This window comes from Marinilactibacillus kalidii (assembly GCF_017599325.1).
GTDB classification, from domain to species: Bacteria; Bacillota; Bacilli; order Lactobacillales; family Carnobacteriaceae_A; genus Marinilactibacillus; species Marinilactibacillus kalidii.
In genome coordinates, this window is record NZ_JAGFVM010000041.1 from 25,746 (window position 1) to 51,821 (window position 26,076).

Sequence of the window (26,076 nt, forward strand, 5' to 3'; positions counted from 1 at the left end):
TGATTTGATGCTATATACCTTGGATTTGGTCTTCTGGATAATACGTCAGAGAAGAGAACTTGTTGTACTCCTTAATAAAAAGCAGCTTGGCTGTGCCACGCGCACCTGAACGGTTCTTCTCCAAGATAATTTCTACGACGTTATCTTCAACAGAATCTTCCTCTTCTTCGTCGTCTTCGTTGCGGTAATAGTCATCACGATACAAGAATGCAACGATATCCGCATCTTGCTCAATCGATCCAGACTCTCTCAAATCACTCAAAATCGGTCGTTTATCTTGTCTCTGCTCCACACCACGTGATAGCTGTGATAAAGCGACGACAGGAACCGATAATTCTTTTGCTAGTTTTTTCAGTTGTCTTGAAATGTCAGATACTTCTTGTTGACGACTTTCTTTTCCGGATCCTTCAATCAATTGTAAATAATCAATCACTACTAAGCCTAAACTACCACGTTCTTGTTTTAGACGGCGGCATTTTGCTCTAATTTCAGCAGTACGGATTCCCGGTGTATCGTCGATATAAATGTTAGCTTTTGACAAGCTTCCCATTGCAACAAAGAGCTTGGTAAATTCTTCTTCGGTTAGTTTACCTGTTCTCAAATTAGATGCATTGATGGTTCCTTCTGCACATAGCATACGGTTAACAAGCTGTTCAGCACCCATCTCTAAACTAAAGATAGCCACTGTTTCATCCGTTTTCGTTCCGATATTTTGAGCAACATTCAAAGCAAAAGCCGTTTTACCTACACCTGGTCTTGCAGCTAAGATGATCAGTTCGTCTTCGTGTAAACCTGCTGTCATCTGGTCCAATGCCTTGTACCCAGTTGAGATTCCAGTGATTTCTTCATCATTTTGGAATAACTCATCAATATTATTGATGGTTTCTCTTAATACTTCTTCAATGTTTACAAATCCGCTTCGACTTCTCTTTTCTGAAACTTCTAGTATCTTTCTTTCCGCATCATCTAAAAGATTCGGAAGATCTCCAGCTTCATCATATCCTCTTGTCGCGATTTCTGTTGCTGTTTGGATCAAACGACGTAAAATAGCGCGCTCCTCTACGATTTTAGAATAATACTCCACGTTAGCTGCGGTCGGCACTGCAGTCGCTATATCTGCTAAATAAGGAGTGCCACCGATATCTTCCAACTGATTTCTTGATTCCAGCATATCAGCAATGGTAACAACATCTATCGCTTCATTTCTTTCACTCAGATCAACCATTGTCTGGAAAATCAATTGATGCCCGCGACGATAAAAATCCGTCGATTCAATATACTCCATTGCCGGTATCAGTGCTTCTGGATTCAATAAAATAGATCCAAGCACTGACTGCTCAGCTTCAATATTTTGTGGTGGTAAACGATCTCCAATTGGTTCCATTGCTAGTATATTCTTCCTTTCGCACCCTATAGGTCACAAATTCATTCTTAATTGTACCGTATCTTTTTATAAAAGTATACGAGGGAACATACGTTTAATCGTTGTTTCATATGAAACAATCTTTCGTAAAAAAAGAGAGAAGCTTTGAAAGCCACTCTCTTTAATCATTAATCTAATGCTGTAACTCTAACCGTTAGTTCAGCTGTAACTTCTTTGTGTAGTTTAACTTCTATATTTTGAGAACCGACAGCTCTCATTGGCATCGGTTGATTCAATTTACGCTTATCAACTTTGATTCCTAATTGTTTTTCCATCTCTTTTGCAATTTGTTTCGTTGTTACAGAGCCAAACAGTCGACCATCTTCTGCTGCTTTCTCTTTCAGTTCAATTGGATTATCTTCTATTTTTTTCTTGTCTTGTTTTGCTGCTTCAAGAATTTCGTTCTCTTCGCGTTTCATCGCATTCTTTTTAGCAGATAACTCTGCTACTGCTGAATTTGTCGCCTCTTTCGCAAGACCTTTTTTCAATAGAAAGTTATTTGCATATCCATCTGAAACATTCTTGATTTCGCCTTTTTTTCCAGTCCCTTTGACATCTTTCAATAAAACTACTTCCATAGTTAAAAACTCCTTTTATTTAAATTAGTCAAGTTCTGTCTTAATCTGTTCGATTAACTCTTCTCGTATTTCTTGTACCGTTTTTCCATCTATTTGAGTAGCAGCGTTAGAAAGGTGACCGCCACCGCCCATTTTTTCCATAATAATCTGTACGTTGATTTTCCCAAGACTTCTTGCGCTGATCCCAACCATATCATCTGACCGTTTAGTGATGACAAAGGCCGCTTCAACACCTGACATGCTTAACATTGTATCTGCTGTTTGAGCAGTTGTTACCGGCGGATAGATTTGGTCATCCTTGCCGTGAGCAATAGCCACACCTTCGTGAACAAATTCAATTGTTTCTATCAATTTACTTCGTTTTAGATAGACTTCAGGATCTTCTTTCAACAGCCTTTGGATCATCGTAGAATTAGCTCCTACTGACTGTAAGTAACTTGCTGCATCAAAGGTTCTCGATCCTGTTCTTAAACTAAAGTTATTAGTATCCACAATAATACCACCAAGCATAGCCGTTGCTTCAATTCTGTTGATTGGCTCACCATCGGAAGAAACATATTCAAATAATTCAGTAATCAACTCAGCAGTTGAAGAAGCATACGGTTCAATGTATACCAACAGTGGATTCTCTGTAAAGTCTTCTCCACGGCGGTGATGGTCAATAACGATATTTTTCTTCGTTTTCTTGAGAAGATTTGGTGCAATAGATAGCATGGGTTTATGATGATCAACTAATATGACTAAATCATTCTCCGTAATAATGTTTTGTGCCTCTGCTGGAGATATAATATTTTGATTTACTTGATTTTGTTTTTCGATTTCATCCATCAGTTTACTGACATCACTGCTTAAGTCATCTTGATCGATGACTACCCAGCATTTTTTCTTCAGCATCATTGAAATGCGCGCAATCCCAAGCGAAGAACCAATAGCATCCATATCTGGATTTTTATGTCCCATTACGAACACTTGGTCGCTTCCTTTGATTAACTCTTGCATTGCTTGGCTAATCATTCTTGAACGTACTCTTGTACGTTTTTCCATCGGATTCGTTTTTCCACCATAATATCTTGGCTCTTGATCGACTTCTTTAACAATCGCCTGATCACCACCACGACCGAGTGCTAAGTCAAGATTACTCTGAGCTAATTCAGCAAGCTTATCAAAGTCATCATCACCATAGGCTATACCAATACTGATTGTAAGTGGTAAATTTCTTTTAGAAGTCCGATCTCGAATATTATCAATGATATTGAACTTCTCATTTTCAATTCTTTCTAACTCACTTCTATTCAACAAGAGGAAGTACTTATCATCAGATGTTTTCTTATAGAAAATACTGTGCTGTTTCCCCCAGTTAGATAGATAAGTAGTCAACAGACTATTGAAGCCAGATACGCCTCTGTCATCTAATCCTTGAACGACTTCATCGTAATTATCCAAGAATAGCCAACCTACAACAGGTCTTGCCTCTTCGTATTTCACTTTCACTTCAGCGTATTCCGTAATATCCATTAAATAAATTGCATGGATATCTTCTTGTACGATAATTTGAAAAATTTTATTATTCCATTCTAATAGGTCAGAGTTTGATTCGTCTGTACTTTGAAGCAATTGATATATTTCTTCATTGACTTCACTAATATGCTTACCGAGTACGCTTTCCTCGTTTGATAGCTGTGTCTGCATATAGGGATTGACCCAATCGACTTCTTCGTTCTTGTTGATCAAGATAATGCCAATCGGCATTTTAATTAATGCTTCTTGTTCACCACGTTTGATTCTATAAGAAAGATTTAAAATATATGAGTTTAATTCTTCTACATACTCTTTGCCAAATCTCCATGTTACTACAACAATGGTAACGGCTAATAGCAGCATCAACATACCTATCCATACATTTGCGATGAAGCTGAGTATAGTTAATACGACAATGGCTAAAGAAGCAAATAGAATCATCATCCGCATAAACGGTCGATCTAGAAATTTGGGAATAGATTCCTCTTCATTGACTCGTTTCATATTGTCTCCTCTGTTTCAATATTTAGACTACTATATCTTACCATTTTTCGCTTTCATATTCTAGACTGTTCGAAATAGCTATTGTCTAAATGTTTCACGTGAAACATCAAAATAAAAAAATCGCAACAGATAATCTGCTACGATTTTAAATATCTATTTAATCTTCTGCAACGAATGGAAGTAATCCCATGATACGTGCACGTTTGATTGCTTTAGTTAATTTACGTTGGTTCTTTGCATAAGTTCCAGTTACACGACGTGGTAAAATTTTACCGCGTTCTGAAATGAAACGTTTTAGCAAATCGATATCTTTATAATCAATATATTCGATATGGTTTGCTGCAAAGAAATCAACTTTCCGGCGCTTCTTGCCGCCTCTGCGTCCTGCCATTTTATACTCCTCCTTCTTTAGTTATGAATCAAAACGGTAAATCGTCATCTGAAATATCGATTGGATCATCGTTTTTCTCAAACGGATCTTCATCGAAGTTTGCAAAATTGTTGTTTCTGTTCTGATTATTTCCAGGAGCTTGACTATTATTCTGTTGAGAATAATTGTTCTGATTTGAATAATTTGCATTATTATTAGAGTATCCTGATCCAGAAGAATCATTGTCATTTTGACTACGTTTCTCTGTTACAGACTTAGGCTCTAACATTTGGAAGTTCTCACACACAACTTCAGTAATATATACTTTACGACCTTCGTTGTTTGTGTAATTACGTGTTTGTATGCGACCCGTTACACCTACTAGAGAACCTTTACGAGTGAAATTAGAAATAATTTCCGCAGTTTTTCTCCAAGCTACGCAGTTGATAAAATCTGTTTCTCTTTCTCCTTGAGCGTTTGTAAAAGTACGTTCAACCGCTATTGAAAAAGAAGCTACAGCAGTACCACTACCTGTATAACGTAATTCAGCATCACGTGTTAATCTTCCAACTAGTACGACATTATTAATCAATGTTTGGGCTCCTTTCTACATCATTACTTTGCAATAACAATATGTTTCACGTGAAACATATTAGTCTTCCAAACGTACGATCATATGACGAAGAATGTCTTCGTTAATACGCGCTAGACGTTCGAATTCGTTAATTGCTGCTGCATCTTCGGAAACAATGTTTACCAAGCGGTACGTACCTTCTCGATATCCTTTGATCTCGTATGCAAAACGACGTTTCGCCCAGTCTTTTGATTCAGTAACTTCAGCACCGTTATCTTTTAAGATTGTATCAAAACGTTCTACTAACGCTTTTTTAGCATCTTCTTCGATATTTGGACGGATAATGTATAAAACTTCATATTTCGCTGATTGACTCATCGTTGACTGTCACCTCCTTATGGACTTTGGCCCTTTCATTTGAAAGAGCAAGGAGAGTATTCTCTAAAGAGTACTCACTCCGAACAATTATAGCATAAGGAAATACCTAAAGCAACAGAACATCAAGATATTTGTTTTAAATTAAATAAAAAGATCGTCTTAGCATTCAGCTTGATCAAGCCAAATACTAGACGATCTTTTTAAACTATTTTGATTCGCTTATTTATTCTTCTGTGTCTTCATTCATTTCGGGTTCTGTTATTTCTTCTGGTACTTCTACATTTTCAGTCAGTAATTCGTTTTCTTCTAGTACTTCTTCTTCTTGAGGTTCAACTTTAGCTAGCGTAGATACTTTACTGCCTTCTTCTAAACGCATGAGTCTAACGCCTTGCGTTGCTCGACCTGTTTGAGAAATATTTGTAGCGTGGAATCGAATAACTACACCAGCATTTGTAATCAGCATAATATCTTCATGACCATCTACTGTTTTCAGACCAATCAATGGTCCATTTTTCTCTGTGACATTCGCTGTTTTAACACCTTTACCACCACGGCCACGGATAGCATACTCTCCAGCAGCTGTTCGTTTACCATACCCGTTTTCAGTAATGATTAACACTTCAGAGTCATCGTTCAAGAGATCCATACCGACAACATCATCGCTATCTCTTAAGTTGATACCTCGAACACCAGCTGCCGCTCTCCCCATACTTCTTACTTTTGTTTCATGGAAGCTAACGGCATAACCATCACGGGTACCAATAATAATATTCTGGTCACCATTCGTCATCGAGACATTGATCAATTCATCTTCTTCTCTCAACACGATTGCTCTCAGCCCACTTGTACGAATATTCATGAATTCACTTAGCGCTGTTCGTTTCACAGTCCCTTTACGTGTTGTAAAGAATAAGTGCTCGTTCTCTTTCGCTTCGCCTCGCATATTGATAATCGCTTGAATCTTCTCGCTATTATCAATACCCAAGAAGTTAATAGCGGGTATCCCTTTAGCCGTACGACCGTATTCAGGAATTTCATATCCTTTAGCTTTATACACTTTTCCGGTATTCGTAAAGAATAACAGCAAATCGTGCGTTGAGCAGGTCAATAAGGTTTCTACGAAGTCATCTGTATTGGTTCCCATACCTTTAACACCTCTGCCGCCTCGGTTCTGTGCTTTAAACTCTGAGATCGCCATGCGTTTCATATAACCATTGTGCGACAAAGTGATCGCGATTTCTTCTTCCTCGATCAAGTCTTCATCTTCAAGACTCAATAACTCTCCAACCAGTAATTCTGTTCTTCGGTCATCTCCATGTTTTTCAGAGATTTCTTCCAACTCAGTTTCAATAATTTCATTGATTCGTTCAGGTTTGGAAAGGATGTCTACTAAGTCATTGATTGTTGAAATCAAGTCTTGGTATTCGCCTTCAATTTTTTCTCGTTCTAATCCAGTCAAACGAACCATTCGCATATCTAAAATCGCTTGAGACTGACGCTCAGAAAGATCAAATCTTTCCATCAATGTTTCCTTAGCGATTTGACCAGTCTGAGAACCTCTGATGATAGAAATAATCTCATCAATATGGTCAAGTGCGATACGTAGTCCTTCTAGAATATGCGCACGTGCCTCTGCTTTACGCTTGTCATATTCTGTTCTTCTGCGAATCACGATACGTTGGTGTTTTAGGTATTCAGTTAAAATTTCGATTAAGCCAAGTGTTTTAGGAATACCATTCACGATCGCTAGCATGTTGAAGCCAAATGAGGTTTGCATAGGCGTCATCTTATAAAGGTTATTCAAAATAACACTCGCTGAGACGTCTCTACGGACCTCTATGACCACGCGCATGCCATCTCTATCTGATTCATCAGTCAGGTCTGTAATGCCCTCTATACGCTTATCTCGTGCTAATTCAGCGATACGTTCAACTAGCTTCGCTTTATTTACCAAATACGGTAATTCATCTACGATAATTCGTTCGCGACCATTTTTAAGTACATCAATATGTGCTTTTGCACGGACTTTGATAGAGCCACGACCAGTTTCATAAGCTTTTCTGATTCCAGATTTACCTAAAACCATTGCCCCCGTTGGGAAATCGGGTCCTGGTAAAACTTCCATCAGTTCAGCCACAGTCGCTTCACTGTTAGCCATCAACATACGGCAAGCTGCGATCACTTCTTTTAAGTTATGTGGTGGAATATTCGTTGCCATACCAACCGCGATACCAGAAGCGCCATTGACTAAAAGGTTTGGAAATCTTGCCGGTAAAACATCTGGTTCTCTTTCTGAACCATCGTAATTATCATGATAATCAATCGTGTCTTTATTGATATCTCTTAGCATTTCCATAGCGATCTTACTCATTTTTGCCTCAGTATAACGCATCGCTGCAGCGCTATCGCCATCGATAGAACCAAAGTTTCCGTGTCCATCGACTAAAGGATTTCGATAACTAAAGTCTTGTGCCATACGAACCATTGATTCGTAAATAGCAGAATCACCGTGGGGGTGATATTTACCCATTACATCTCCCACGATACGAGCAGACTTTTTATAAGCTTTGTCCGGTGTCATACCTAGCTCATTCATTCCGTAAAGAATACGACGGTGAACAGGTTTCAAACCGTCTCGTACATCAGGTAGGGCACGGGAAACAATAACACTCATTGCATAGTCTAGAAATGAGTTTCTCATCTCACTAGCAAGGTTGATTGATTCCATACGTGCTTCTGTATTTTCAGCCAAGTATTTGTTCCTCCTTGTTTTCATCAAGCACGCTGCAGCTCAAATACCCAATCAAAATGGGTATTTTGAGCTGCAACTCTGTTTCTATACATGCTTATTTTTTAAATATCAATATTCTGAACATATTTAGCGTTGTCTTCAATAAACACGCGACGTGGTTCAACTTTCTCACCCATCAGCATATCAAAGACCATATCCGCTTCGATTGCATCTTCAACCGTTACCTTAAGTAAGCGACGATTTTCTGGATTCATGGTTGTATCCCAAAGTTGTTCGGCATCCATCTCTCCAAGACCTTTATAACGTTGAATATCTGGTTTAGGCGTTGGCGGAATCTCTTTCAAGTATTCTTCCAACTGTTTCTCTGTATCCAAGTAAACTTCTTTTTTACCTTGTTTAACTTGGTATAACGGTGGCTGTGCGATATAAACGAAACCAGCTTCGATAACGGGTCTCATATATCTGAATATCAGTGTGAGTAGTAAGGTACGAATATGCGCACCATCGACATCGGCATCCGTCATGATAATCAATTTATGATATCTTGTCTTATCGATTTCAAACTCTTCACCAAAGCCTGTTCCCATTGCCGTAAATAATGAACGAATCTCTTCGTTTGCAAGAATACGGTCAATCGAAGCTTTCTCTACGTTCAAGATCTTACCCCTGATCGGTAGAATCGCTTGGAATAATCTAGAGCGGCCTTGTTTTGCAGAACCGCCGGCTGAATCACCCTCAACGATGAAAATCTCAGATTTCTCTGGATCTTTAGAAGAACAGTCAGCCAATTTTCCTGGAAGATTACTGATCTCTAAACCGTTTTTCTTACGGGTAACTTCTCTTGCCCGCTTAGCTGCAAGACGCGCACGGGCTGCCAATAAAGCTTTTTCGATGATTTGTCTTCCCACTGTCGGATTCTCCATCAAAAAGCGATCGAAATGCTCACTGAACAGACGATCTGTAATCGTACGAACCTCAGAGTTACCTAATTTTGTTTTCGTTTGTCCCTCAAACTGCGGATCCGGGTGTTTGATGCTCAATACGACCGTTAAACCTTCTCGGACATCTTCCCCTGTTAAATTGTCATCATTCTCTTTTAAAATTTTATTGCGACGTGCATAGTCGTTAATGATTCGTGTCAAAGCCGTCTTGAATCCAGACTCGTGCATCCCACCTTCGTAGGTATGAATGTTGTTCGCAAAGCTCATGATGTTCATATGGAAGCCATCGGTATGTTGTAATGCAACCTCCACAACGATTCCTTCTTGTTCACCTTCAAGAAAAATGGGTTCTTCGTACAAATTCGTTTTTGTTTGATTCAAGTAACTAACGTAACTTTGAATCCCACCTTCATACTGATATTCAAGACGAACAGGTTCTTCTTCTCTGCGATCTTCAATCGAGATGTTCAGTCCTTTGTTCAAGAAAGCAAGCTCTCTAACACGGGTTGACAATTTGTGGAAATCATAGACAGTTGTTTCCTTAAAAATCTCCGCATCTGCCTTGAAGACAACTTCTGTTCCTCTTTGATCCGTTGTATCGACTTCTTTCACGTCATACATAACGGCTCCACGCTCATAGCGTTGGTTATATACTTTGCCATTCTTATGGACATTGACCTCAAGATATTCTGACAAAGCATTAACAACAGAAGAACCTACACCGTGTAAACCACCAGATACTTTATATCCGCCACCACCGAATTTACCTCCGGCATGAAGAATCGTAAAGACCGTCTCTACGGCTGGTCGACCTGTTTTTTGCTGGATATCGATGGGAATACCGCGTCCATCATCTGTTACTCTGATGATGTTCTCAGGTTCTATGACGATTTCGATTTTATCTGCATAGCCTGCCATTGCCTCATCGATAGAGTTATCTACGATCTCCCAGACAAGGTGATGCAAACCGGCCTCACCAGTAGATCCAATATACATACCCGGTCTTTTTCTAACAGCTTCCAGTCCTTCTAAGACCTGGATCTGACTTGCATCATACTCTTCTCTTAGTTCTACTACTTCTTTTGGAGTCAATTGTTCATCTGCCAAATTTATTCACTCTCCATTTTAATCTGCCCACTTGATACGTTGAAAATCCGGGGATCGTTCAGTAATTCTTTTTTTACACCATCTAAACTGGTGGTCGTTAAAAAAGTCTGCACTTTATCCTGAATGGATTTCAATAAGTGCGTCTGTCTGTCATCGTCTAATTCACTTAAAACATCATCAAGTAATAAAACAGGGTATTCCCCTGTCATTTCAAACATCAATTCAATTTCCGCAAGCTTGACACTAAGCGCAGTCGTGCGCTGTTGTCCTTGAGATCCATACGTCTGGACATTTTTATCGTTGATGTAAAAGCGAAGATCATCTCTATGGGGTCCACTTACTGTTGTTCCTTGATCCAGCTCTCGTTGCTGGTTTTTCTTGAACTGATCCAATAAGTCATTCATGAGTTGTGTTTTATCTTGTTCGGAGTTAATGGGTATGGAAGAAGCATACTCGATACGCAACTGCTCTTTTCCTTGAGAAATCGACCGGTGGATCGGTTCTGCCCATTCTTGTAGTCTTTTGGTGAATTTGAAACGCTCATTCAAGACCTCTGCCCCTTCTGCGGCCAGCTGGTCTGTCAACACATCTAAATAAGTCTGATCGACCTTATCTTTGAACCGTGCTTGCTTCAAATAATGATTTCGCTGTTTTAGAATTTTTTGATATTCCACTAAGTGATGAAGATAAATCGGACTCATTTGTCCCATTTCCATATCAAGAAATTTTCTACGTACAGAAGGCGATCCTTTTACCAAAGACAAGTCTTCCGGTGCAAACAAAATAACGTTCAGATGACCAATATAGGCACTGAGCTTCTTTTGTTCTAAATGATTCAGTTTTGCTTTCTTCCCTTTTTTAGAAAGGACGATTTCTAAAGGAAAACCGCCTTGCGTCTTTTCAATCCGTCCCGTCACCTTTGCAAATTCCTGATCCCAGCCAATCAACTCTTTGTCATTGGCTGTTCGGTGACTTCTTGCCATAGCAAGTAAGTAGATACTTTCCATCATATTCGTTTTGCCCTGAGCATTTTCACCCAGAAACACATTGATATTCTGGGAAAAAACAGCTTCAGCTTGATCGTAATTGCGATAGCCTCTGAGCTGAAGGTCTTTCAAATACATTAGGCGTCCTCAGTTTTTAAAGATTCCACCACAAAACTACCTACTTCTGGAATATCTACTACCGTACCATTATAAAGTTTCTTACCTCGTCTATTCTCGAGTTCTCCATCAACGTACACTTCAAATTGCTCTAGAAATGGCTTAGCCATCCCGCCACTTGAAATCACATTAGCATGTTTCAAAAATTGTCCTAATGTAATGTACGTCTCTTCTATTTGAATTGGGGTATGCACCATTATCGGCTCCTTAAAATAAAAAATACGTCATGTAAAACACCACGATTTTTTTCATACTATTCTCTATCTATTATACCCCAAAAAAGAGCCCAATACAAACTTTGACGGAAAATAATGGCCTCTGACAGATTTTCGATAGATAAAAAGAAAAATGATATTTTAGATCGAAATACGCTCAGAATGTAAAATAAAGTAATTTTAACCGTTTTGAGGTCGAAAAAAGGATATAAACAAAAAATCCTGCTGAAAATCGGTCAAAAAGCACACGATATCCACAGCAGGATTTTATTTTCTCTTATTTTAGGCTTATTACGACGTGCGAATCGGTGTAATCAATTGGATAAACTCTCGAGTATCATCACTTGGCACCAATACAAACGGTCTAAGCGTAGAAATCAGCTTGATCGTGATTTCCACAGCTCCAAAGGTATTCAATGCAGCTTTAAGATAATCTGGATTGAAAGAAATTTCCATCTCTTCTCCCTCGATCTGTTTGAAAGAAACGTGTTCATTTACACGACCTACTTCAGGCGAGTTACCAGTAATTTCCAATTCATTTTTCTTCACAGCTAACTTGACCACGTTATTTTTTCCTTCGTGAGACAATAATGAAGCACGCTCAACAGCACCTAAGAGTACCTGTGCATCTAAGGTGATTTGTGTAGAAGACGCATCTGGAATCAAACGATCCGTGTCAGGGTAGTTCCCTTCCAACAATCTTGAATAAAAATGCGTATCTTCTGTTTTGAATAAGATTTGATTTTCTGCGATAGCAACAGTAATTTCTTCAAGGGAATCATCTAGCAATCTTGAAAGCTCTTGTAGACTTTTTCCAGGAATAACAATGTTGTAAGAGAAATCTCCTGCTGATTCTAACGGAATCACCCGTTGACTTAGTCGGTGACTATCTGTTGCAACAGCTTTTAGTTTTCCTTCTTTCAAAGAAAGATTGACACCTGTTAATATTGGGCGACTTTCATGTGAAGAGACCGCAATAACTGTTTGTTTAACGATTGTTTTCAACAGTTGAACCGGTAACGTAAAAGCTTGTTCTGTATCAATTTCTGGAAGGTGTGGATAATTTGCAGCGTCTAGTCCGTTGATGATAAAAGAAGACGAGGCAGATGTAATGGACGTTTGTACTCGATCCATTACTTCGATAGAAAATGTTTCATCTGGTAATTTATTGACGATGTCACTGAAGAAACGTGCTGGTTGTAACACGATGCTTCCCTCTTCTTCTATAGTCAGTTCCGCTTTTTCATCATGAACAGATATGATTGTCTCTATAGAGATATCAGAATTACTACCTGTTAACTTAACGCCCTCAGCGTCAGCTACCAGTTTGATACCCGTTAGTATAGGAATGGTCGTTCTTGATGATACAGCTAATTGAACATCTTTTAGTTTTTTTAAGAAAGCTGTCCGTTTGACAGAAAATTTCATAATATCCCTCCGTGCATTCTTCTTATTTTTCAGTATAGCACAAAGTGCTTCTGATCCATTTTTTAAGTTATTCCTCACTGTGGACAGTGTATATATATTTATATAAATAATATAGTAATAGTAGTAGGGCCTGTGTATACTGTGGAAAAGCTAAAAAACCCTTAGAAACAAAAGTTTTCCACTTGTGGATAAACTGTGGGTAACTCTGTGTAGAAAGTATAGGGTTATACACAGGCGAAATTCCAGAACACAAAAAAAATTATTGCAAACTCTTTTTAAGTTGTTCAATTTCATGTTTTAAATCGGCATCTTTTTTGATGGCTTGTTCGATTTTCTCATAAGCATGGATAACAGTTGTATGATCTTTACCACCAAACTCTTTTCCGATTTTCGGTAAGGAGTTATTTGTGAGTTCTCTAGACAGATACATAGCGATTTGTCTGGGGAGTACAATTTGACGGACGCGTTTTTTTCCTTTCAAATCGACTAAAGAAATCTGATAGAACTTGCTGACGGTTTGCTGAATGGTTGCGATAGAAATATCTTGATTTTTATCTTTTTTCACCATACTCTTCAAAGCATCTGCAGCAAGACTTGTTGTAATATCATTTCTCTGAATCGCTGAATAAGCTTGTACGCGGACTAAAGCCCCTTCTAATTCACGAATATTTGAATCGATTTGTCCAGCGATGTAGCTTAAGGTGTCGTTAGGTATTTCCAAACCTTCAGCATTTGCTTTTTTTCTAAGAATGGCGATTCGGGTCTCTAAGTCGGGAGGCGTGATATCTACGGATAATCCCCATGCAAATCTAGAAACAAGTCTTTCCTGAAGTTTTGGTATTTCATTTGGTAATCGATCACTGGTTAAGACAATTTGTTTTCGATCATCGTAAAGCGCATTGAAGGTATGGAAAAATTCTTCTTGCGTTCCTTCTTTATCTGCGAAAAACTGAATATCATCTACTAATAGAAGATCAACATTCCGGTATTGTCTTCTAAATTTCTCTTGTGTTCGATTTTGAATAGAATTGATAAAATCATTTGCAAAATTCTCACTAGATACGTATTTGATCTTAGCATTTGGATTGATCTGTAAGTATTGATGTCCAATTGCGTGCATCAAATGGGTTTTTCCGAGTCCAACACCACCGTAGAAAAATAGCGGGTTGTAGATAGTGCCTGGCTCTTCAGCGACAACAAGTGCAGCTGCGTGTGCCATTTGGTTTCCTTTTCCGATAACAAATGTATCAAAAGAATATTTACTATTTAACGTACTGGAGACCATACTCATTTGGTCAAAGGGTTCTCTTTGTTGCGGTTCTTCATTATTTTCTTCGTGTGTAGCCTGTTCTTCAGACGTGACGAATAATGGAGAAATTTCGCGACCAAAATACTCATATAAGTACTCTACCATTCGGGTAGTCAAATTATTTTGCCAATATTCTTTGTGCAACGTAGATGGAACTTCTACGGTAACGGAATTATCTGTGACTCGGACGAGGTTTGCGCTTTGAATCCATGTATCGAAACTAACTTTGGATAATGATTGCTTAAATTTATCTTGCAAATGTATCCACAATGGATGCGGGTTATTCATTCTGTTCCTCCTCGTCTCAATGAATGTTTTTATATTTTATCATGGATTGAATAAGTTTTCCACAACTGAGTGAAATTGTTGATAAATAATTCAGAGGCTGTTGAAAATAGTTATCCACACGGGAACACGACCTGTTAGTTGTTTCAAATCACACACAGGAAACTAACAAGAATTGTGGAAAACTATTCATGGAAGAACATTGCTAGGACAATGCATACGATACTTATTAACAATTCTATACAGGCTGTGCATAACCTTGTGAACAGCTTATGTTTTTGGGGAGAATTCATGTATAAAGTTGTTAACAGTCTGGAAATGAAAATAGTTATCAACTGACCTGTGGATAAAATTGTGCAGCAAATCAATGGTTTTCAGATCGCTTAGTTGTGACAAAAAACGTAAGCAAACACATAATTTAGCGAAGAGGGCTTGACAAATGATGCCTATTTTCTTAAACTGATATAGTCTGTCTATGTTATGATGCAAAATTTAGATAGCAATTTTGTAACCTTTAAAATAGTAAACAGAGATATAGCAATGATTCAGGAGGTGTATGATCAATGTCACAACAAGGATTAACATATCAACCTAAAAAACGTAAGCGTCAAAAAGTACACGGATTCCGTAAACGCATGAGCACAAAAAACGGACGTAGAGTATTGAAAGCAAGACGTCGTAAAGGAAGAAAAAGAATTTCAGCATAAGAAATAATAGGCGACGATAGCTTCTTATTAAACATAAGAGCACGTCGCCTTTTTTTTGTTGTCTAAAGTTTTTTTAAATGTTTTAAAAAGAACGATTGAATCAAGTAAAAGGCAGGTGGTGGTGCGTCATGAAAAAGGCTTATCGTGTGAAAAAAGAATCAGACTTTCAAAAAGTTTTCCATAAAGGAACATCCGTGGCTAATCGCCAGTTTGTCGTTTATTTTTTAGAAAAACCAGATCAGACTCATTTCAGGGTAGGTATTTCAGTGAGCAAGAAGCTAGGACATGCACCAACAAGAAATGCCGTAAAAAGAAAAATTAGACAGTCACTAACAACGTTAGATCAAGAAGATGTATTAAAGCATGACAAAGATTTTTTGGTGATTGCTAGAAATCCTGCAGCAACAATGTCGACAGAAGAAGTTAAGAAAAGTTTGAAGCATGTTTTGAAATTAGCAAAATTGACCAATCAAGAATAAAATAAGATAGAGCTATCATAAAATAAGGATGTTTAAAACAACGATTTTGTTTTATAATCAACTTAGCACACAAGAATTTGGAAAAGAGGAAAAAGATGTCTACTATCATTAAAAAACGTAAGCGATTGCTCTTGATGATGAGTATGCTTGCATTCGTATTTATTCTAGCTGCTTGTGGAACAAGTGATGTAACAGCTCAAAGTGAGGGCTTCTGGGATGGCGTTATAATTTATAATTTTGCGCAGCTGATTATTTGGGTATCAGGATTATTCAATAACAGTTACGGAATGGGAATTATCATTGTAACGGTATTTATCCGTGCGTTATTAATTCCAATTACACATTTCCAGCAAAAAAATATGCAGCAAATGAACGAAATCAATCCGCAAATGACGGAATTGAGAGAGCGCTACTCATCAAGAGATACAGAAACACAACAAAAACTGAGGGAAGAACAACAAAGACTGTATAAAGATGCCGGTGTTAATCCCTATCTTGGATTCTTACCTCTATTAGTTCAAATGCCTGTCTTTATTGCTTTGTATCAATCAGTGAATAGAACACCGATCTTAGCAACTGGAGACTTTTTATGGGTCAACCTTGGTGCGCCGGATCCTTACTTCATTCTACCGATTCTAGCGGGTGTTTTTACCTTTGCGAACTCGTACTTAATGAGTATGGGAAGACCGCAAGCAGGTGGAAAAGTCATAACGTACATTATGCCGTTATTCATCGTCTTAATAACATTTAGACTTTCTAGTGCATTGGCATTGTACTTTGCTGCTTCCAATGGCTTTGCAGCATTACAAACATTACTGCTACAAAATCCATTCAAGATGCGCAGAGAACGTTTAATGAAAGAAGAACAACAACGAGAAGCAGAACGTGAGCGTAGAAGAGCGATGAAACGTGCACAGAAACTTGGTCGTAACGTAAGAAAATAATCTAAGGTACATGTTTGATATGATTTGATTGAATAAAAAAACCTATCGTTGAACGGAGGGCATTATTCGTGATTGATAAATATACAGCACAGGCACCTACCAAAGAAGCCGCTATTGAAAAAGGTTTAAAAGCTCTAGGACTAAAGAAAGAAGCAGCAGAGATTGAAGTAACAGAACCTGGTAAAAAAGGATTTTTAGGTATTGGTCAAAAAGATGCTGTTGTAGTCGTAAAGAGAAAAAACACGACAAATGATGCTAAAAGTGTATTGGCTTCCTCTTTTTTAAAAGAAGAGATTCTTCCCAAAGATAAGCCAACTGCTGAAAAAGAATTGTTTATTGCAGATGAGCATCCTACAGATCCTATGGAAGAAGAAGCCATCGTTGAACCAGTTGCCGAAAGTTCTGAAGAAGTTAAAGAAAGTCAGGAAACGACAGCAACTGAATCCAACAATGTTGTAGAAACAGAAGAACCGGTAGCTGAAGAAACAAAGCCCACCATTTCTGAAGAAGAACGTCAGAAAATAGAAAAAACAGATGCAGCTGCGATTCAACAGGTAACGGATTATTTAACAGATGTTACCAAAAAAATGGGTATTGAGGATGTTACGATACACGTAGAGAAGCAGGGAAAGAAAGTACAATATAATATCGAAACGGAAGATGCTGGTTTAGTGATCGGTCGTCACGGTAAAGTATTAAATAGCTTACAGACACTTGCTCAAATTCAATTGCACCAACTTGCAGATTCGAAGTTCTTTGCAAAAGTAGATGCAGAAGCTTACCGAGACCGTCGTCAGAAAACAGTCGAGCAATTGGCTAAAAGAACGGCTGATAAAGTGAAACAGACAAATCGTCCAGTAACGCTTGAGCCGATGCCTGCACATGAAAGAAAATTGATTCATCGTTACTTAAACCACCACCAAGGCATTCAAACACATTCTGAAGGAAAAGAACCACACCGTTATTTAGTGGTAGAACCAGAAGAATAGATGTTCTAATTCAGTAAACTTAACCAACCATGTCTAATTAAAAATTAGACATGGTTGGTTTTAATTTACAAAATACGATGTATTCAAAAAAGAAAAGTTTAGTATGAGATAAAAAAAGACTGATTGGAAGGAACGATTATGCTAACAAATAAGCAACTTTCGGATATTGAAGCGCTCCAAAGAGAAGTGGAAATCTATGATGAAATAGCGTTAAAGCTGAATTGGGATATGCTCCGTATGCGAAATACTAACAAAAACGATCTATTCTTTTACAAAGAAAATGATTTAGTAGGCTTTATTGGATTATATGCTTTTGGTTCAACCGTTGAAATAACAGGGATGATTAAGCCTAGTGAGCGACGCAATGGTTATTTTACAACCTTATTTGCAGAAGCGATGAACATTATACGAGAAAATGGCTATAACAAAACTTTACTGAATGCACCCAAAAGTGCTTTATCAGCCAAACAGTTCTTGAAAAAGCAAGGCGCAGTATATAGTTTTACAGAATATCAAATGAAATGGCAACCAACACCTATAGCTTTTACATCAGGGTTTTCACTGAGAGAAGCGACAAGTGAAGATCTAGATTTGCGTGTTCAACTAAATGTGGATGGATTCGGTATTGAAAAAGCAGAGGCTTTAAAGAGGGAAAAGGAATTGGCTGACGAGATGGCTAATGATGCAGACAGTGATGAATGGATGATTGATGTCGATCGTCAACCTATTGGCATGATCCGTGTAACGAGAGAAGGCAATGAAGCATGGATTTATGGATTCTCAATCTTACCTTTATACCAAGGAAAAGGCATTGGACGAAAGGTTTTGCAGTCTATTGTTAAACAAAAAAGTGAAAAAGGTTATACCGTTCATCTGGAGGTTGAAACAGAAAATAATCGTGCATTAAGTTTATACGAATCTGTTGGCTTTGAAGTTGTTCAGGGACAGGATTATTATACATATAATTGATTTATTTATTTTGTTTTCGACATTAGAATCACTGGATTGTATAATAAAGAAAAATTAGAAATGTAGGCTAACGCGATGAATATGGAAGAGGTAACGACACTCGTTAACACCAATCGAGGTAATGGCAAGAAAGAGAATCTGGATCGAATGTTACTATTGATGGAAAAATTGGGTAATCCTCAAAATCAGTTGAAATTTGTTCATATAGCAGGTACAAATGGCAAAGGGACGACAGCTTCTTTTATCGCTTCGATTTTAAAGGAAGCCGGCTTACGTATTGGTTTATTTACATCACCGCATTTGGAAGTTCTAAATGAGCGAATCCAAATAGATCAACAGCATATATCTGACGAAGACTTTATTGCAAGCACTGAAAAAGTAGCACGTTATGTTGACGTCGTTGAAAAAGAACTAGGGGAGAAGCTCTATTCATTTGAGATTTTAACAGCGGTGGCTTTTGTTTATTTCAGCCAACAAGTATGTGATCTGATCGTACTGGAAACCGGTATTGGCGGAAGACTGGACTCGACGAATGTTATCCATACACCAGAAGTAGCAGTCATTACATCCATTGGATTAGACCATATGAATATGCTAGGAGACACGGTTGATAAAATTGCGAAAGAAAAAGCGGGTACTATCAAAGCCAATGGAACAGCCATCGTATATGACTGCGAAGAAGTCATACGATCTGTTTTTGAAGAAAAAGCTAAGCACGAGCAAGCTAAATTGACGATCATCGATCAGGAATCAATTCAAGTCATCGCTACTTCTGTTAAAGAGCAACGGTTTCACTACAAAGACTTGCATGATTTAGTGATTCATATGATTGGAGATCATCAGCTTTCAAACGCTACATTAGCGATTGAAACGGCGTTAACGTTGAGTGAACAGTACGAAGCAATTGACGAAGAAGCCATACGAGGCGGACTGAATAAAGCCTTCTGGGCTGGAAGAATGGAAACATTACAAGAACAGCCACTAGTCTTAGTTGATGGCGCACATAATGAGCAAGGTGTAAAAGCATTGAGCCAAAATATCAGGACATTGTTTCCAGACCAGCAAGTTACGTTTATCGTAGGGATGATGAAAGACAAAGGCTATATGGATATGATCAGCGAAGTGAAAGACTTGGCGAGCAAAATTTTAACAGTTTCGCCAGATCCTTGGAGAGGATTTGACGCGGAGGAAGTCGCTAATCAGTTAGAAAAAACAGGAATCTCAGCACAAGCATTAACATCAGTCGATGCAGTCAAAGCTTATATCGCATCGGCAGGCACAGAAGAAATCATCATTGTTTTTGGTTCTCTTTACTTAGTAGGAGATTTGAGAAAACAATTTAGTCATTAATGAAAAGCCCTTTAGTTTGTAGGTGACCCTGCAGGTTGGAGGGCTTTTTGTTCACTCATCAAAGCGCTTAGTGATAAAATTGGTATAGGCGTGAGGTTGTGAAAGCCTAAAAGTTCAAAGGGGAGAAAGTTTGAGTGAAACGCTTGCATTTTTATATGGTTTAAACTATAGTATGGATGAGGATGACTTGTATATACAAGTTAAAATAAAAATTTAGGAGGAGAATATATGGCAGATTTTAAGACTGATGCTAAAGAGTTGCTGGATGCAATTGGCGGTAAGGAAAATGTTAACGCTGTTACGCATTGCGCGACGCGGATGCGATTCGTATTAGATGATCCATCAGGTGCAGATGTTAAGAGAATTGAGGATATTCCGTCTGTAAAAGGAACTTTTACGCAGGCTGGACAGTTTCAAGTTATTATCGGAAACAGAGTAGCTGATTTCTACAACGAATTTTCAGATGTTTCTGGACTTGAAGGTGTTTCTAAGGACGACGTGAAAAAAGCAAGCACGCAAAACATGAACTGGCTACAACGATTAATGGGTGCCTTAGCTGAAATATTTACCCCGCTTATTCCCGCAATTATTATTGGTGGTTTGATTTTAGGATTTCGTAACATATTAGGCGAGGTTCAAATACAGGCTTTAGGACAATTAGTGATTGATGGTGTTCCTCAAGTCACAGAATCTGGTAGAACGATTTATAACACGATCGCAAATGTTTCACCATTCTGGGCGGGTGTTAACGACTTCCTTTGGCTTCCAGGTGAAGCAATCTTCCACTTCTTGCCCGTGGGTATTGCATGGAGTGTAACAAGAAAAATGGGAACAACTCAAATACTGGGGATTGTTTTAGGACTTACACTCGTTTCGCCACAACTAGCAAATGCGTACGGTGTAGAAGACATTCTTGCTGGAGATATTGGACAATGGGACTTTGGTTTCTTCCAATTAGATAAAATTGGTTACCAAGCGCAAGTTATTCCAGCGATGATGGCCGGTTTCTTACTAGCATATCTAGAAAAATGGTTACGTAAAGTTATTCCAGAAGCGATTTCAATGATTTTTGTTCCACTATTTGCATTGATTCCAACGATATTCATCGCACATGCGGTAATCGGACCAATTGGTTGGACGCTAGGTACATGGTTATCTACAGCGGTAAACTGGGGTCTATCAGGATCATTCAACTGGTTATTTGGATTCATCTTCGGTGGCTTATACGCACCGCTTGTTATCACAGGATTACATCATATGACGAATGCAATCGACTTGCAGCTAGTTGCTGAGTTTGAACAAACAACTTTGTGGCCTATGATTGCACTTTCTAATATTGCTCAAGGTTCAGCCGTCCTAGGTATGATTATTATGCATTGGGGTGACAAGAAAGAAGAACAAGTATCGATACCCGCTACGATTTCAGCTTACTTGGGTGTAACGGAACCAGCTTTATTCGGTATTAATATTAAGTTTGTTTATCCATTTGTTGCTGGTATGATCGGTTCGGCTTTTGCAGGAATGATTTCAGTAAGTATGGGTGTGGCATCATTTAATATTGGTGTCGGCGGTTTACCAGGAATTCTTTCTATTATTCCGCAACATTATTTAGGATTCTTGATTGCGATGGCGGTTGCTATCGTTGTGCCGATCGTATTAACGATTTTCTTCGAGAAAAAAGGTATTTTAACAAAATGGGAAAATACGAACTTACCAGTACCTAAATTAGGACAGTAAGCGAACTTATCGGACCATTGATTAAATACATGGTTAACCGATGTAAAAACGTGTTTTAAGGGATTGGTTCTATAAGACCGATAAATGTCTATATCTTATGTTATAGACCATTAACCGGTACTTTAGGGGCAATCTTTTTTTATTAATCGAAAGGATGAGAAATATGACGAATTTTCACGACAAGGTCATCTACCAGATTTATCCGAAATCATTTAAGGATACAACTGGAAATGGCATCGGAGACTTGAAAGGCATTATTGAAAAGTTACCTTATTTGGATGAGTTGGGTGTAGATATGCTTTGGCTAAACCCTTTCTATCCTTCACCTCAGAATGACAATGGCTATGATGTAGCAGATTATACTGCTATCGATCCAATGTTTGGGACATGGGAAGATTTTGATACGTTGGTGCAAGAAGCAGATAAGCGTGGGATTTCATTGATGCTGGATATGGTGTTGAACCATACATCTACGGAACATGAGTGGTTTCAAAAAGCCTTAGCCGGTGATAAAAAGTATCAAGATTATTATTTGTTGAGAGAAGCACAAGCGGATGGCAGTCTACCAACGAATTGGGAGTCGAAATTCGGCGGAAAAGCATGGTCAAAATTTGGAGATACAGACCTGTATTATCTGCATTTATACGATAAGACGCAAGCAGATTTGGACTGGCGCAATCCAGAAGTTCGTCAGGAACTGTATGATGCAGTGAATTTCTGGTTGGAAAAAGGTGTGAAAGGACTTCGTTTTGATGTCATCAATGTTATTGGTAAGGATGAGCAATTAAGCGATGCAGATGATGGCGTAGGCAAAAAACTTTATACGGATACGCCAATCGTCCATGAATACATTCAAGAACTGAATCGGGAAACGTTTGGGAAGTATGACGATGTGGTTACTGTAGGAGAAATGAGTTCTACGACCGTAAAAAATGGTATTGATTATTCTCATCCTGATCGAGACGAATTGTCGATGATCTTTAGTTTTCATCATTTGAAAGTCGATTATAAAGATGGCGACAAATGGACGAAGGCGCCCTTTGATTTCTTGGAATTGAAAAAACTGCTTGATGAATGGCAACGAGGCATGAATGAAGGTGGTGGCTGGAACGCCGTTTTCTGGAATAACCACGACCAACCACGTGCGAATAGTCGATTTGGTGATGTCGACAATTATCCATTTGAAACAGCGACGATGCTTGCCCAGACGATTCATTTCTTGAGTGGAACGCCATTTGTTTATCAAGGAGAAGAAATAGGGATGACAAACCCTAATTTCAATAAGATTGATGATTATGTAGATATTGAATCACACAATGCCTATCAAGAATTGAAAAATCGTGGGATGTCTGAAGCTGAAGTGATGGAAATTATCCAGGAGAAATCTCGAGATAATGCACGAACACCGATGCAATGGGATGACTCCAAAAATGCTGGCTTTACAGACGGTACACCTTGGTTGAAAATTCCGGAAAACTATAAAGAACGAAATGTAGAAAGTAAACGAGTGAGTCAGTCGATTCGAGATTACTACAAACAGCTCATACAGTTGCGAAAAGAATACAAGCTTATTCAAGAGGGTTCATATGAATCAATCTTGTTAGGTCACCAAAGTATCTATGCGTATATGAGAGAATATGAAGGACAAAAACTTTTGGTACTAAACCATTTCTATGGAGATGAGGCAATCATCGATCTCCCGCAACACTTATTGAAAAAAGAAGCACGCTATCTTTTAGGAAACAAAGGGGAGCGTCAATTGGAAGAGAAATTCATGATGCAACCTTACGAAACAGTTGCTTTTCTATTAGATTAATCTAATCATAAATGAGCGCCGTCAATGAGAGTCAGTTCCTTTACTGTCCTTGACGGCGTTTTTTGCGTACAAAATATCTTAACAATGAGAAGAAATAGTCATTATTTTTAGAATAATCAAACTTTGACTCTCATCTTATGAGGTGCTATGATTTTATATTGTAAGTCTAAAAAACTTTTGAGAGAAGGATAGATATGGAGTTCATACGGTTAATTGGTATATTAATTATTGTTGTAGGATTTATTTTTAAATTCGATACGATCGCAGTGGTTTTGATTGCGGCATTGGTTACAGCATTAGTTTCAGGTATTTCATTTTTTGAGTTTCTTGCCATTATGGGAGAAGCATTTGTTAGCAATCGTTTAGTAACATTATTTTTACTGACACTTCCGATGATCGGGATTGCAGAAAGAGCGGGCCTCCGCCAACAAGCTGTTCGTATTCTGGAAAGAATCAATGGAATCACAGCAGGAAAACTATTTTCAATTTATATGGTTTTCCGAGAAATCGCAGGTGCGTTTTCTATTCGTATGCAAGGACAAACACAATTTGTTCGTCCATTGATTGAGCCAATGTCTCAAGCAGCAGCTAAGACAAAATATGGTGAGATCAGTGAAGAAGATGTAGAGAAAATCAAAGCACGTTCTGCAGCTACTGAAAACTTTGGTAACTTCTTTGCGCAGAATACATTTATCGCCGCTTCAGGTGTGCTGTTAATTACGAAAACGATGGATTCTTTAGGTTATGTTATTTCACCTTTAGACATCGTTGTTGCAACAATTCCAGTAGCGCTTTTTGCACTTGTCATCGTAGTGGTTTCGAATATTCTTTTTGACCGTAAGATGGACCGCAAGTATAAAAGAGTCGATCAAGAGCAAAAGGTAGGTAAATCATAATGGAAGCATTCGTCAATAATTTATTAGAATTCTTTTTTATCCTTGTAGGATTGTTACTAGGCTATGTTGCGTTAAAAGTAGCAACAGACAAAACGCACCCAGCCAAATTTGGTACGGCATTATTTTGGTTATTATTAGGCATTACATTTGCCCTAGGGAATTTTATCCCTTCAGAAATCACCGGTGCGATTTTATTAATTGTTGGCGTATTGACGCTGACAAAACAGGTGAAAATCGGAAATGTTCAAGAAGTAACGGAAGAAGAAGCACAAGCTTCCAGCAAAAAATTAGGTAGTTTAGTATTCGTTCCTGTAGGTGTACTGGCAGTTGTTGCAGTAGGTATCGCACAACTGACGCCTCTTGGTGGACAAGCAGGTATTGGTATTGGTGCGGTCGTTTCTTTGATTGTAGCGATGATCATTACACGCTCATCACCTAAACAAGCGTTAGAAGATGGAAACAGAATGGTTCAACAAGTTGGACCTGTAGGATTCTTACCGCAACTCCTCGCAGCACTAGGTGTGATTTTTACAGAAGCCGGTGTTGGAGACGTTATTGCCAATGGCATTTCTAGCTTTGTACCGCAAGGCAATCCACTGATTGGCGTTATTGCGTATTCAGCTGGTATGGTTATTTTTACAATGATCATGGGAAATGCTTTCGCGGCGTTTACCGTTATTACAGCGGGTATTGGTATTCCATTTGTGATCTCTCAAGGTGGAGATCCGGCAGTAGCTGGCGCACTTGCGATGACAGTTGGATTCTGTGGTACGCTGATGACACCAATGGCAGCGAACTTTAACGCCTTACCAGTTGCTTTACTTGAGATGAAAAACGATAATGGCGTTATTAAAGAACAAATTCCAATGGCCCTTATCATGATCGTGTTCCATGTTATTCTTATGTACTTCTGGGCATTTTAAGTCAATTTGTTTATTTCAAGTTCTTGATTTCTGATAAAATGACAAGGAAAGGTTGAGGTAAATATGAAAATTTTAGTAACTGGATTCGATCCATTCGGCGGAGAAAGTTTAAACCCAGCATGGGAAGCCGTTAAGAAAATTCCTGATACAATTGGTGGCGCTGAAATCAAAAAAGTAATGATTCCAACCGTATTTGGAAAAAGCGCCGAAGTAACAGAGGAAGCTATCAAAGATTTCCAGCCAGACTATGTTTTAAACATTGGACAAGCTGGCGGACGATTCGAATTGACACCAGAGCGTGTGGCCATCAACGTTGATGATGCTCGAATTCCAGATAATGATGAGAATCAGCCAATCGATGTCGCGATTCAAGAAGATGGAGAAGCAGCTTATTTCACGCAGTTACCAGTTAAAGCGATGGTGACAGAGATGAAAAAAGCAGGTATTCCCGCTTCTGTATCCAATTCTGCAGGAACATTTGTCTGTAATCATATCATGTACCAAATTCAGTATATGATTGATAAAAAGTACCCAGAAATCAAAGCTGGATTTATGCATGTGCCGTTTATTCCCTCACAAACAGTGGATAAACCAGGAAAACCAGCAATGAATCTTGATGATATCTCTGCAGGTATCACTAAAGCAATCGAAGCAATCGTTGCATTCGATGGTAAAGCAGATTTAAAAGCAATTGGTGGAACGACACACTAATTAATCGAAG

23 protein-coding genes are annotated in these 26,076 nt (G+C 38.5%); 11 read left to right on the forward strand and 12 right to left on the reverse strand.

All coding sequences use genetic code 11. The features are described from left to right. Window positions 1–10: 10 nt before the first annotated feature. The 12 genes from dnaB to dnaA form a co-directional block, all read right to left on the reverse strand. On the reverse strand, window positions 11–1,384 hold the full coding sequence (dnaB, locus tag J5J05_RS09845; protein WP_208560516.1) for a replicative DNA helicase: 1,374 nt from the start codon (window positions 1,382–1,384) through the stop codon (window positions 11–13). Window positions 1,385–1,551: 167 nt separating this feature from the next. Beyond that, window positions 1,552–2,001: a 50S ribosomal protein L9 gene (rplI, locus tag J5J05_RS09850; RefSeq protein WP_208560517.1), complete on the reverse strand. Its 450-nt coding sequence runs from the start codon at window positions 1,999–2,001 to the stop codon at window positions 1,552–1,554. A gap of 24 nt (window positions 2,002–2,025) precedes the next feature. After that, window positions 2,026–4,023: a DHH family phosphoesterase gene (locus J5J05_RS09855; RefSeq protein ID WP_208560518.1), complete on the reverse strand. Its 1,998-nt coding sequence runs from the start codon at window positions 4,021–4,023 to the stop codon at window positions 2,026–2,028. A 157-nt stretch (window positions 4,024–4,180) separates the two neighbouring features. Then, window positions 4,181–4,414, reverse strand: coding sequence for a 30S ribosomal protein S18 (gene rpsR, locus J5J05_RS09860; protein WP_072693633.1), 234 nt, complete (start codon window positions 4,412–4,414; stop codon window positions 4,181–4,183). 28 nt (window positions 4,415–4,442) lie between these two features. After that, the gene (gene ssb, locus J5J05_RS09865) at window positions 4,443–4,985 is read right to left on the reverse strand and encodes a single-stranded DNA-binding protein (protein ID WP_208560519.1); all 543 of its coding nucleotides are present in this window, start codon (window positions 4,983–4,985) and stop codon (window positions 4,443–4,445) included. A 60-nt stretch (window positions 4,986–5,045) separates the two neighbouring features. Continuing rightward, window positions 5,046–5,345 carry a 30S ribosomal protein S6 gene (gene rpsF, locus J5J05_RS09870; protein ID WP_208560520.1) on the reverse strand — a complete coding sequence of 100 codons (300 nt, stop codon included), beginning with the start codon at window positions 5,343–5,345 and terminating at the stop codon, window positions 5,046–5,048. A 223-nt stretch (window positions 5,346–5,568) separates the two neighbouring features. Further along, the gene (gyrA, locus tag J5J05_RS09875; RefSeq protein WP_208560543.1) at window positions 5,569–8,073 is read right to left on the reverse strand and encodes a DNA gyrase subunit A; all 2,505 of its coding nucleotides are present in this window, start codon (window positions 8,071–8,073) and stop codon (window positions 5,569–5,571) included. A 125-nt stretch (window positions 8,074–8,198) separates the two neighbouring features. Next, window positions 8,199–10,130 carry a DNA topoisomerase (ATP-hydrolyzing) subunit B gene (gyrB, locus tag J5J05_RS09880; RefSeq protein WP_425270358.1) on the reverse strand — a complete coding sequence of 644 codons (1,932 nt, stop codon included), beginning with the start codon at window positions 10,128–10,130 and terminating at the stop codon, window positions 8,199–8,201. Between the two features lie 17 nt (window positions 10,131–10,147). Beyond that, on the reverse strand, window positions 10,148–11,269 hold the full coding sequence (gene recF / locus J5J05_RS09885; RefSeq protein ID WP_208560522.1) for a DNA replication/repair protein RecF: 1,122 nt from the start codon (window positions 11,267–11,269) through the stop codon (window positions 10,148–10,150). Next, window positions 11,269–11,505 carry a S4 domain-containing protein YaaA gene (gene yaaA / locus J5J05_RS09890; protein ID WP_244244707.1) on the reverse strand — a complete coding sequence of 79 codons (237 nt, stop codon included), beginning with the start codon at window positions 11,503–11,505 and terminating at the stop codon, window positions 11,269–11,271. Before yaaA ends, recF begins: the two co-directional genes overlap by 1 nt. 309 nt (window positions 11,506–11,814) lie before the next feature. Then, complete coding sequence (dnaN, locus tag J5J05_RS09895; RefSeq protein WP_208560523.1) at window positions 11,815–12,951, reverse strand: DNA polymerase III subunit beta; 1,137 nt, start codon at window positions 12,949–12,951, stop codon at window positions 11,815–11,817. 259 nt (window positions 12,952–13,210) lie between these two features. Beyond that, the gene (gene dnaA, locus J5J05_RS09900) at window positions 13,211–14,548 is read right to left on the reverse strand and encodes a chromosomal replication initiator protein DnaA (protein WP_208560524.1); all 1,338 of its coding nucleotides are present in this window, start codon (window positions 14,546–14,548) and stop codon (window positions 13,211–13,213) included. Between the two features lie 560 nt (window positions 14,549–15,108). Here dnaA and rpmH point away from each other — a divergent pair. The 11 genes from rpmH to pcp all read left to right on the forward strand — a co-directional run bounded on the left by rpmH (window position 15,109) and on the right by pcp (window position 26,066). Next, window positions 15,109–15,252, forward strand: a complete 144-nt coding sequence (gene rpmH / locus J5J05_RS09905) for a 50S ribosomal protein L34 (RefSeq protein ID WP_072693642.1) — start codon at window positions 15,109–15,111, stop codon at window positions 15,250–15,252. A gap of 128 nt (window positions 15,253–15,380) precedes the next feature. Beyond that, window positions 15,381–15,731, forward strand: a complete 351-nt coding sequence (gene rnpA, locus J5J05_RS09910; RefSeq protein WP_208560525.1) for a ribonuclease P protein component — start codon at window positions 15,381–15,383, stop codon at window positions 15,729–15,731. Between the two features lie 95 nt (window positions 15,732–15,826). Beyond that, complete coding sequence (yidC, locus tag J5J05_RS09915; RefSeq protein WP_244244708.1) at window positions 15,827–16,675, forward strand: membrane protein insertase YidC; 849 nt, start codon at window positions 15,827–15,829, stop codon at window positions 16,673–16,675. A 68-nt stretch (window positions 16,676–16,743) separates the two neighbouring features. After that, the gene (gene jag / locus J5J05_RS12880; RefSeq protein ID WP_208560526.1) at window positions 16,744–17,664 is read left to right on the forward strand and encodes an RNA-binding cell elongation regulator Jag/EloR; all 921 of its coding nucleotides are present in this window, start codon (window positions 16,744–16,746) and stop codon (window positions 17,662–17,664) included. Between the two features lie 138 nt (window positions 17,665–17,802). Beyond that, entirely contained in the window at window positions 17,803–18,633 is an 831-nt protein-coding gene (locus tag J5J05_RS09925) for a GNAT family N-acetyltransferase (protein ID WP_208560527.1), read from the forward strand. Between the two features lie 75 nt (window positions 18,634–18,708). Next, a complete protein-coding gene (locus J5J05_RS09930) occupies window positions 18,709–19,983 on the forward strand; it encodes a bifunctional folylpolyglutamate synthase/dihydrofolate synthase (protein ID WP_208560528.1) in 1,275 nt (424 codons plus the stop codon). A 228-nt stretch (window positions 19,984–20,211) separates the two neighbouring features. After that, window positions 20,212–21,720, forward strand: coding sequence for a PTS system trehalose-specific EIIBC component (gene treP, locus J5J05_RS09935; RefSeq protein ID WP_208560529.1), 1,509 nt, complete (start codon window positions 20,212–20,214; stop codon window positions 21,718–21,720). A gap of 163 nt (window positions 21,721–21,883) precedes the next feature. After that, window positions 21,884–23,536 (forward strand): alpha,alpha-phosphotrehalase, encoded by a 1,653-nt coding sequence (treC, locus tag J5J05_RS09940; protein WP_208560530.1) that lies wholly within the window; start codon window positions 21,884–21,886, stop codon window positions 23,534–23,536. A gap of 194 nt (window positions 23,537–23,730) precedes the next feature. Then, window positions 23,731–24,432, forward strand: a complete 702-nt coding sequence (locus J5J05_RS09945; protein ID WP_208560531.1) for a DUF969 domain-containing protein — start codon at window positions 23,731–23,733, stop codon at window positions 24,430–24,432. Further along, window positions 24,432–25,355 (forward strand): DUF979 domain-containing protein, encoded by a 924-nt coding sequence (locus J5J05_RS09950; protein ID WP_208560532.1) that lies wholly within the window; start codon window positions 24,432–24,434, stop codon window positions 25,353–25,355. Before J5J05_RS09945 ends, J5J05_RS09950 begins: the two co-directional genes overlap by 1 nt. 63 nt (window positions 25,356–25,418) lie before the next feature. Next, window positions 25,419–26,066 (forward strand): pyroglutamyl-peptidase I, encoded by a 648-nt coding sequence (gene pcp / locus J5J05_RS09955; protein ID WP_208560533.1) that lies wholly within the window; start codon window positions 25,419–25,421, stop codon window positions 26,064–26,066. Window positions 26,067–26,076: the final 10 nt, after the last annotated feature.

Bases quoted from the DNA above. Each gene is read 5' to 3' on its own strand.
- yidC (WP_244244708.1), top strand. From the start codon at position 15,827: ATGTCTACTATCATTAAAAAACGTAAGCGATTGCTCTTGATGATGAGT.
- J5J05_RS09930 (WP_208560528.1), top strand. From the start codon at position 18,709: ATGAATATGGAAGAGGTAACGACACTCGTTAACACCAATCGAGGTAAT.
- treC (WP_208560530.1), top strand. From the start codon at position 21,884: ATGACGAATTTTCACGACAAGGTCATCTACCAGATTTATCCGAAATCA.
- dnaA (WP_208560524.1), bottom strand. From the start codon at position 14,548: ATGAATAACCCGCATCCATTGTGGATACATTTGCAAGATAAATTTAAG.
- gyrA (WP_208560543.1), bottom strand. From the start codon at position 8,073: ATGGAATCAATCAACCTTGCTAGTGAGATGAGAAACTCATTTCTAGAC.
- J5J05_RS09945 (WP_208560531.1), top strand. From the start codon at position 23,731: ATGGAGTTCATACGGTTAATTGGTATATTAATTATTGTTGTAGGATTT.
- recF (WP_208560522.1), bottom strand. From the start codon at position 11,269: ATGTATTTGAAAGACCTTCAGCTCAGAGGCTATCGCAATTACGATCAA.
- rpsF (WP_208560520.1), bottom strand. From the start codon at position 5,345: ATGAGTCAATCAGCGAAATATGAAGTTTTATACATTATCCGTCCAAAT.
- J5J05_RS09855 (WP_208560518.1), bottom strand. From the start codon at position 4,023: ATGAAACGAGTCAATGAAGAGGAATCTATTCCCAAATTTCTAGATCGA.
- dnaN (WP_208560523.1), bottom strand. From the start codon at position 12,951: ATGAAATTTTCTGTCAAACGGACAGCTTTCTTAAAAAAACTAAAAGAT.
- J5J05_RS09950 (WP_208560532.1), top strand. From the start codon at position 24,432: ATGGAAGCATTCGTCAATAATTTATTAGAATTCTTTTTTATCCTTGTA.
- rnpA (WP_208560525.1), top strand. From the start codon at position 15,381: ATGAAAAAGGCTTATCGTGTGAAAAAAGAATCAGACTTTCAAAAAGTT.
- yaaA (WP_244244707.1), bottom strand. From the start codon at position 11,505: ATGGTGCATACCCCAATTCAAATAGAAGAGACGTACATTACATTAGGA.
- dnaB (WP_208560516.1), bottom strand. From the start codon at position 1,384: ATGGAACCAATTGGAGATCGTTTACCACCACAAAATATTGAAGCTGAG.
- J5J05_RS09925 (WP_208560527.1), top strand. From the start codon at position 17,803: ATGCTAACAAATAAGCAACTTTCGGATATTGAAGCGCTCCAAAGAGAA.
- pcp (WP_208560533.1), top strand. From the start codon at position 25,419: ATGAAAATTTTAGTAACTGGATTCGATCCATTCGGCGGAGAAAGTTTA.
- rplI (WP_208560517.1), bottom strand. From the start codon at position 2,001: ATGGAAGTAGTTTTATTGAAAGATGTCAAAGGGACTGGAAAAAAAGGC.
- rpsR (WP_072693633.1), bottom strand. From the start codon at position 4,414: ATGGCAGGACGCAGAGGCGGCAAGAAGCGCCGGAAAGTTGATTTCTTT.
- treP (WP_208560529.1), top strand. From the start codon at position 20,212: ATGGCAGATTTTAAGACTGATGCTAAAGAGTTGCTGGATGCAATTGGC.
- rpmH (WP_072693642.1), top strand. From the start codon at position 15,109: ATGTCACAACAAGGATTAACATATCAACCTAAAAAACGTAAGCGTCAA.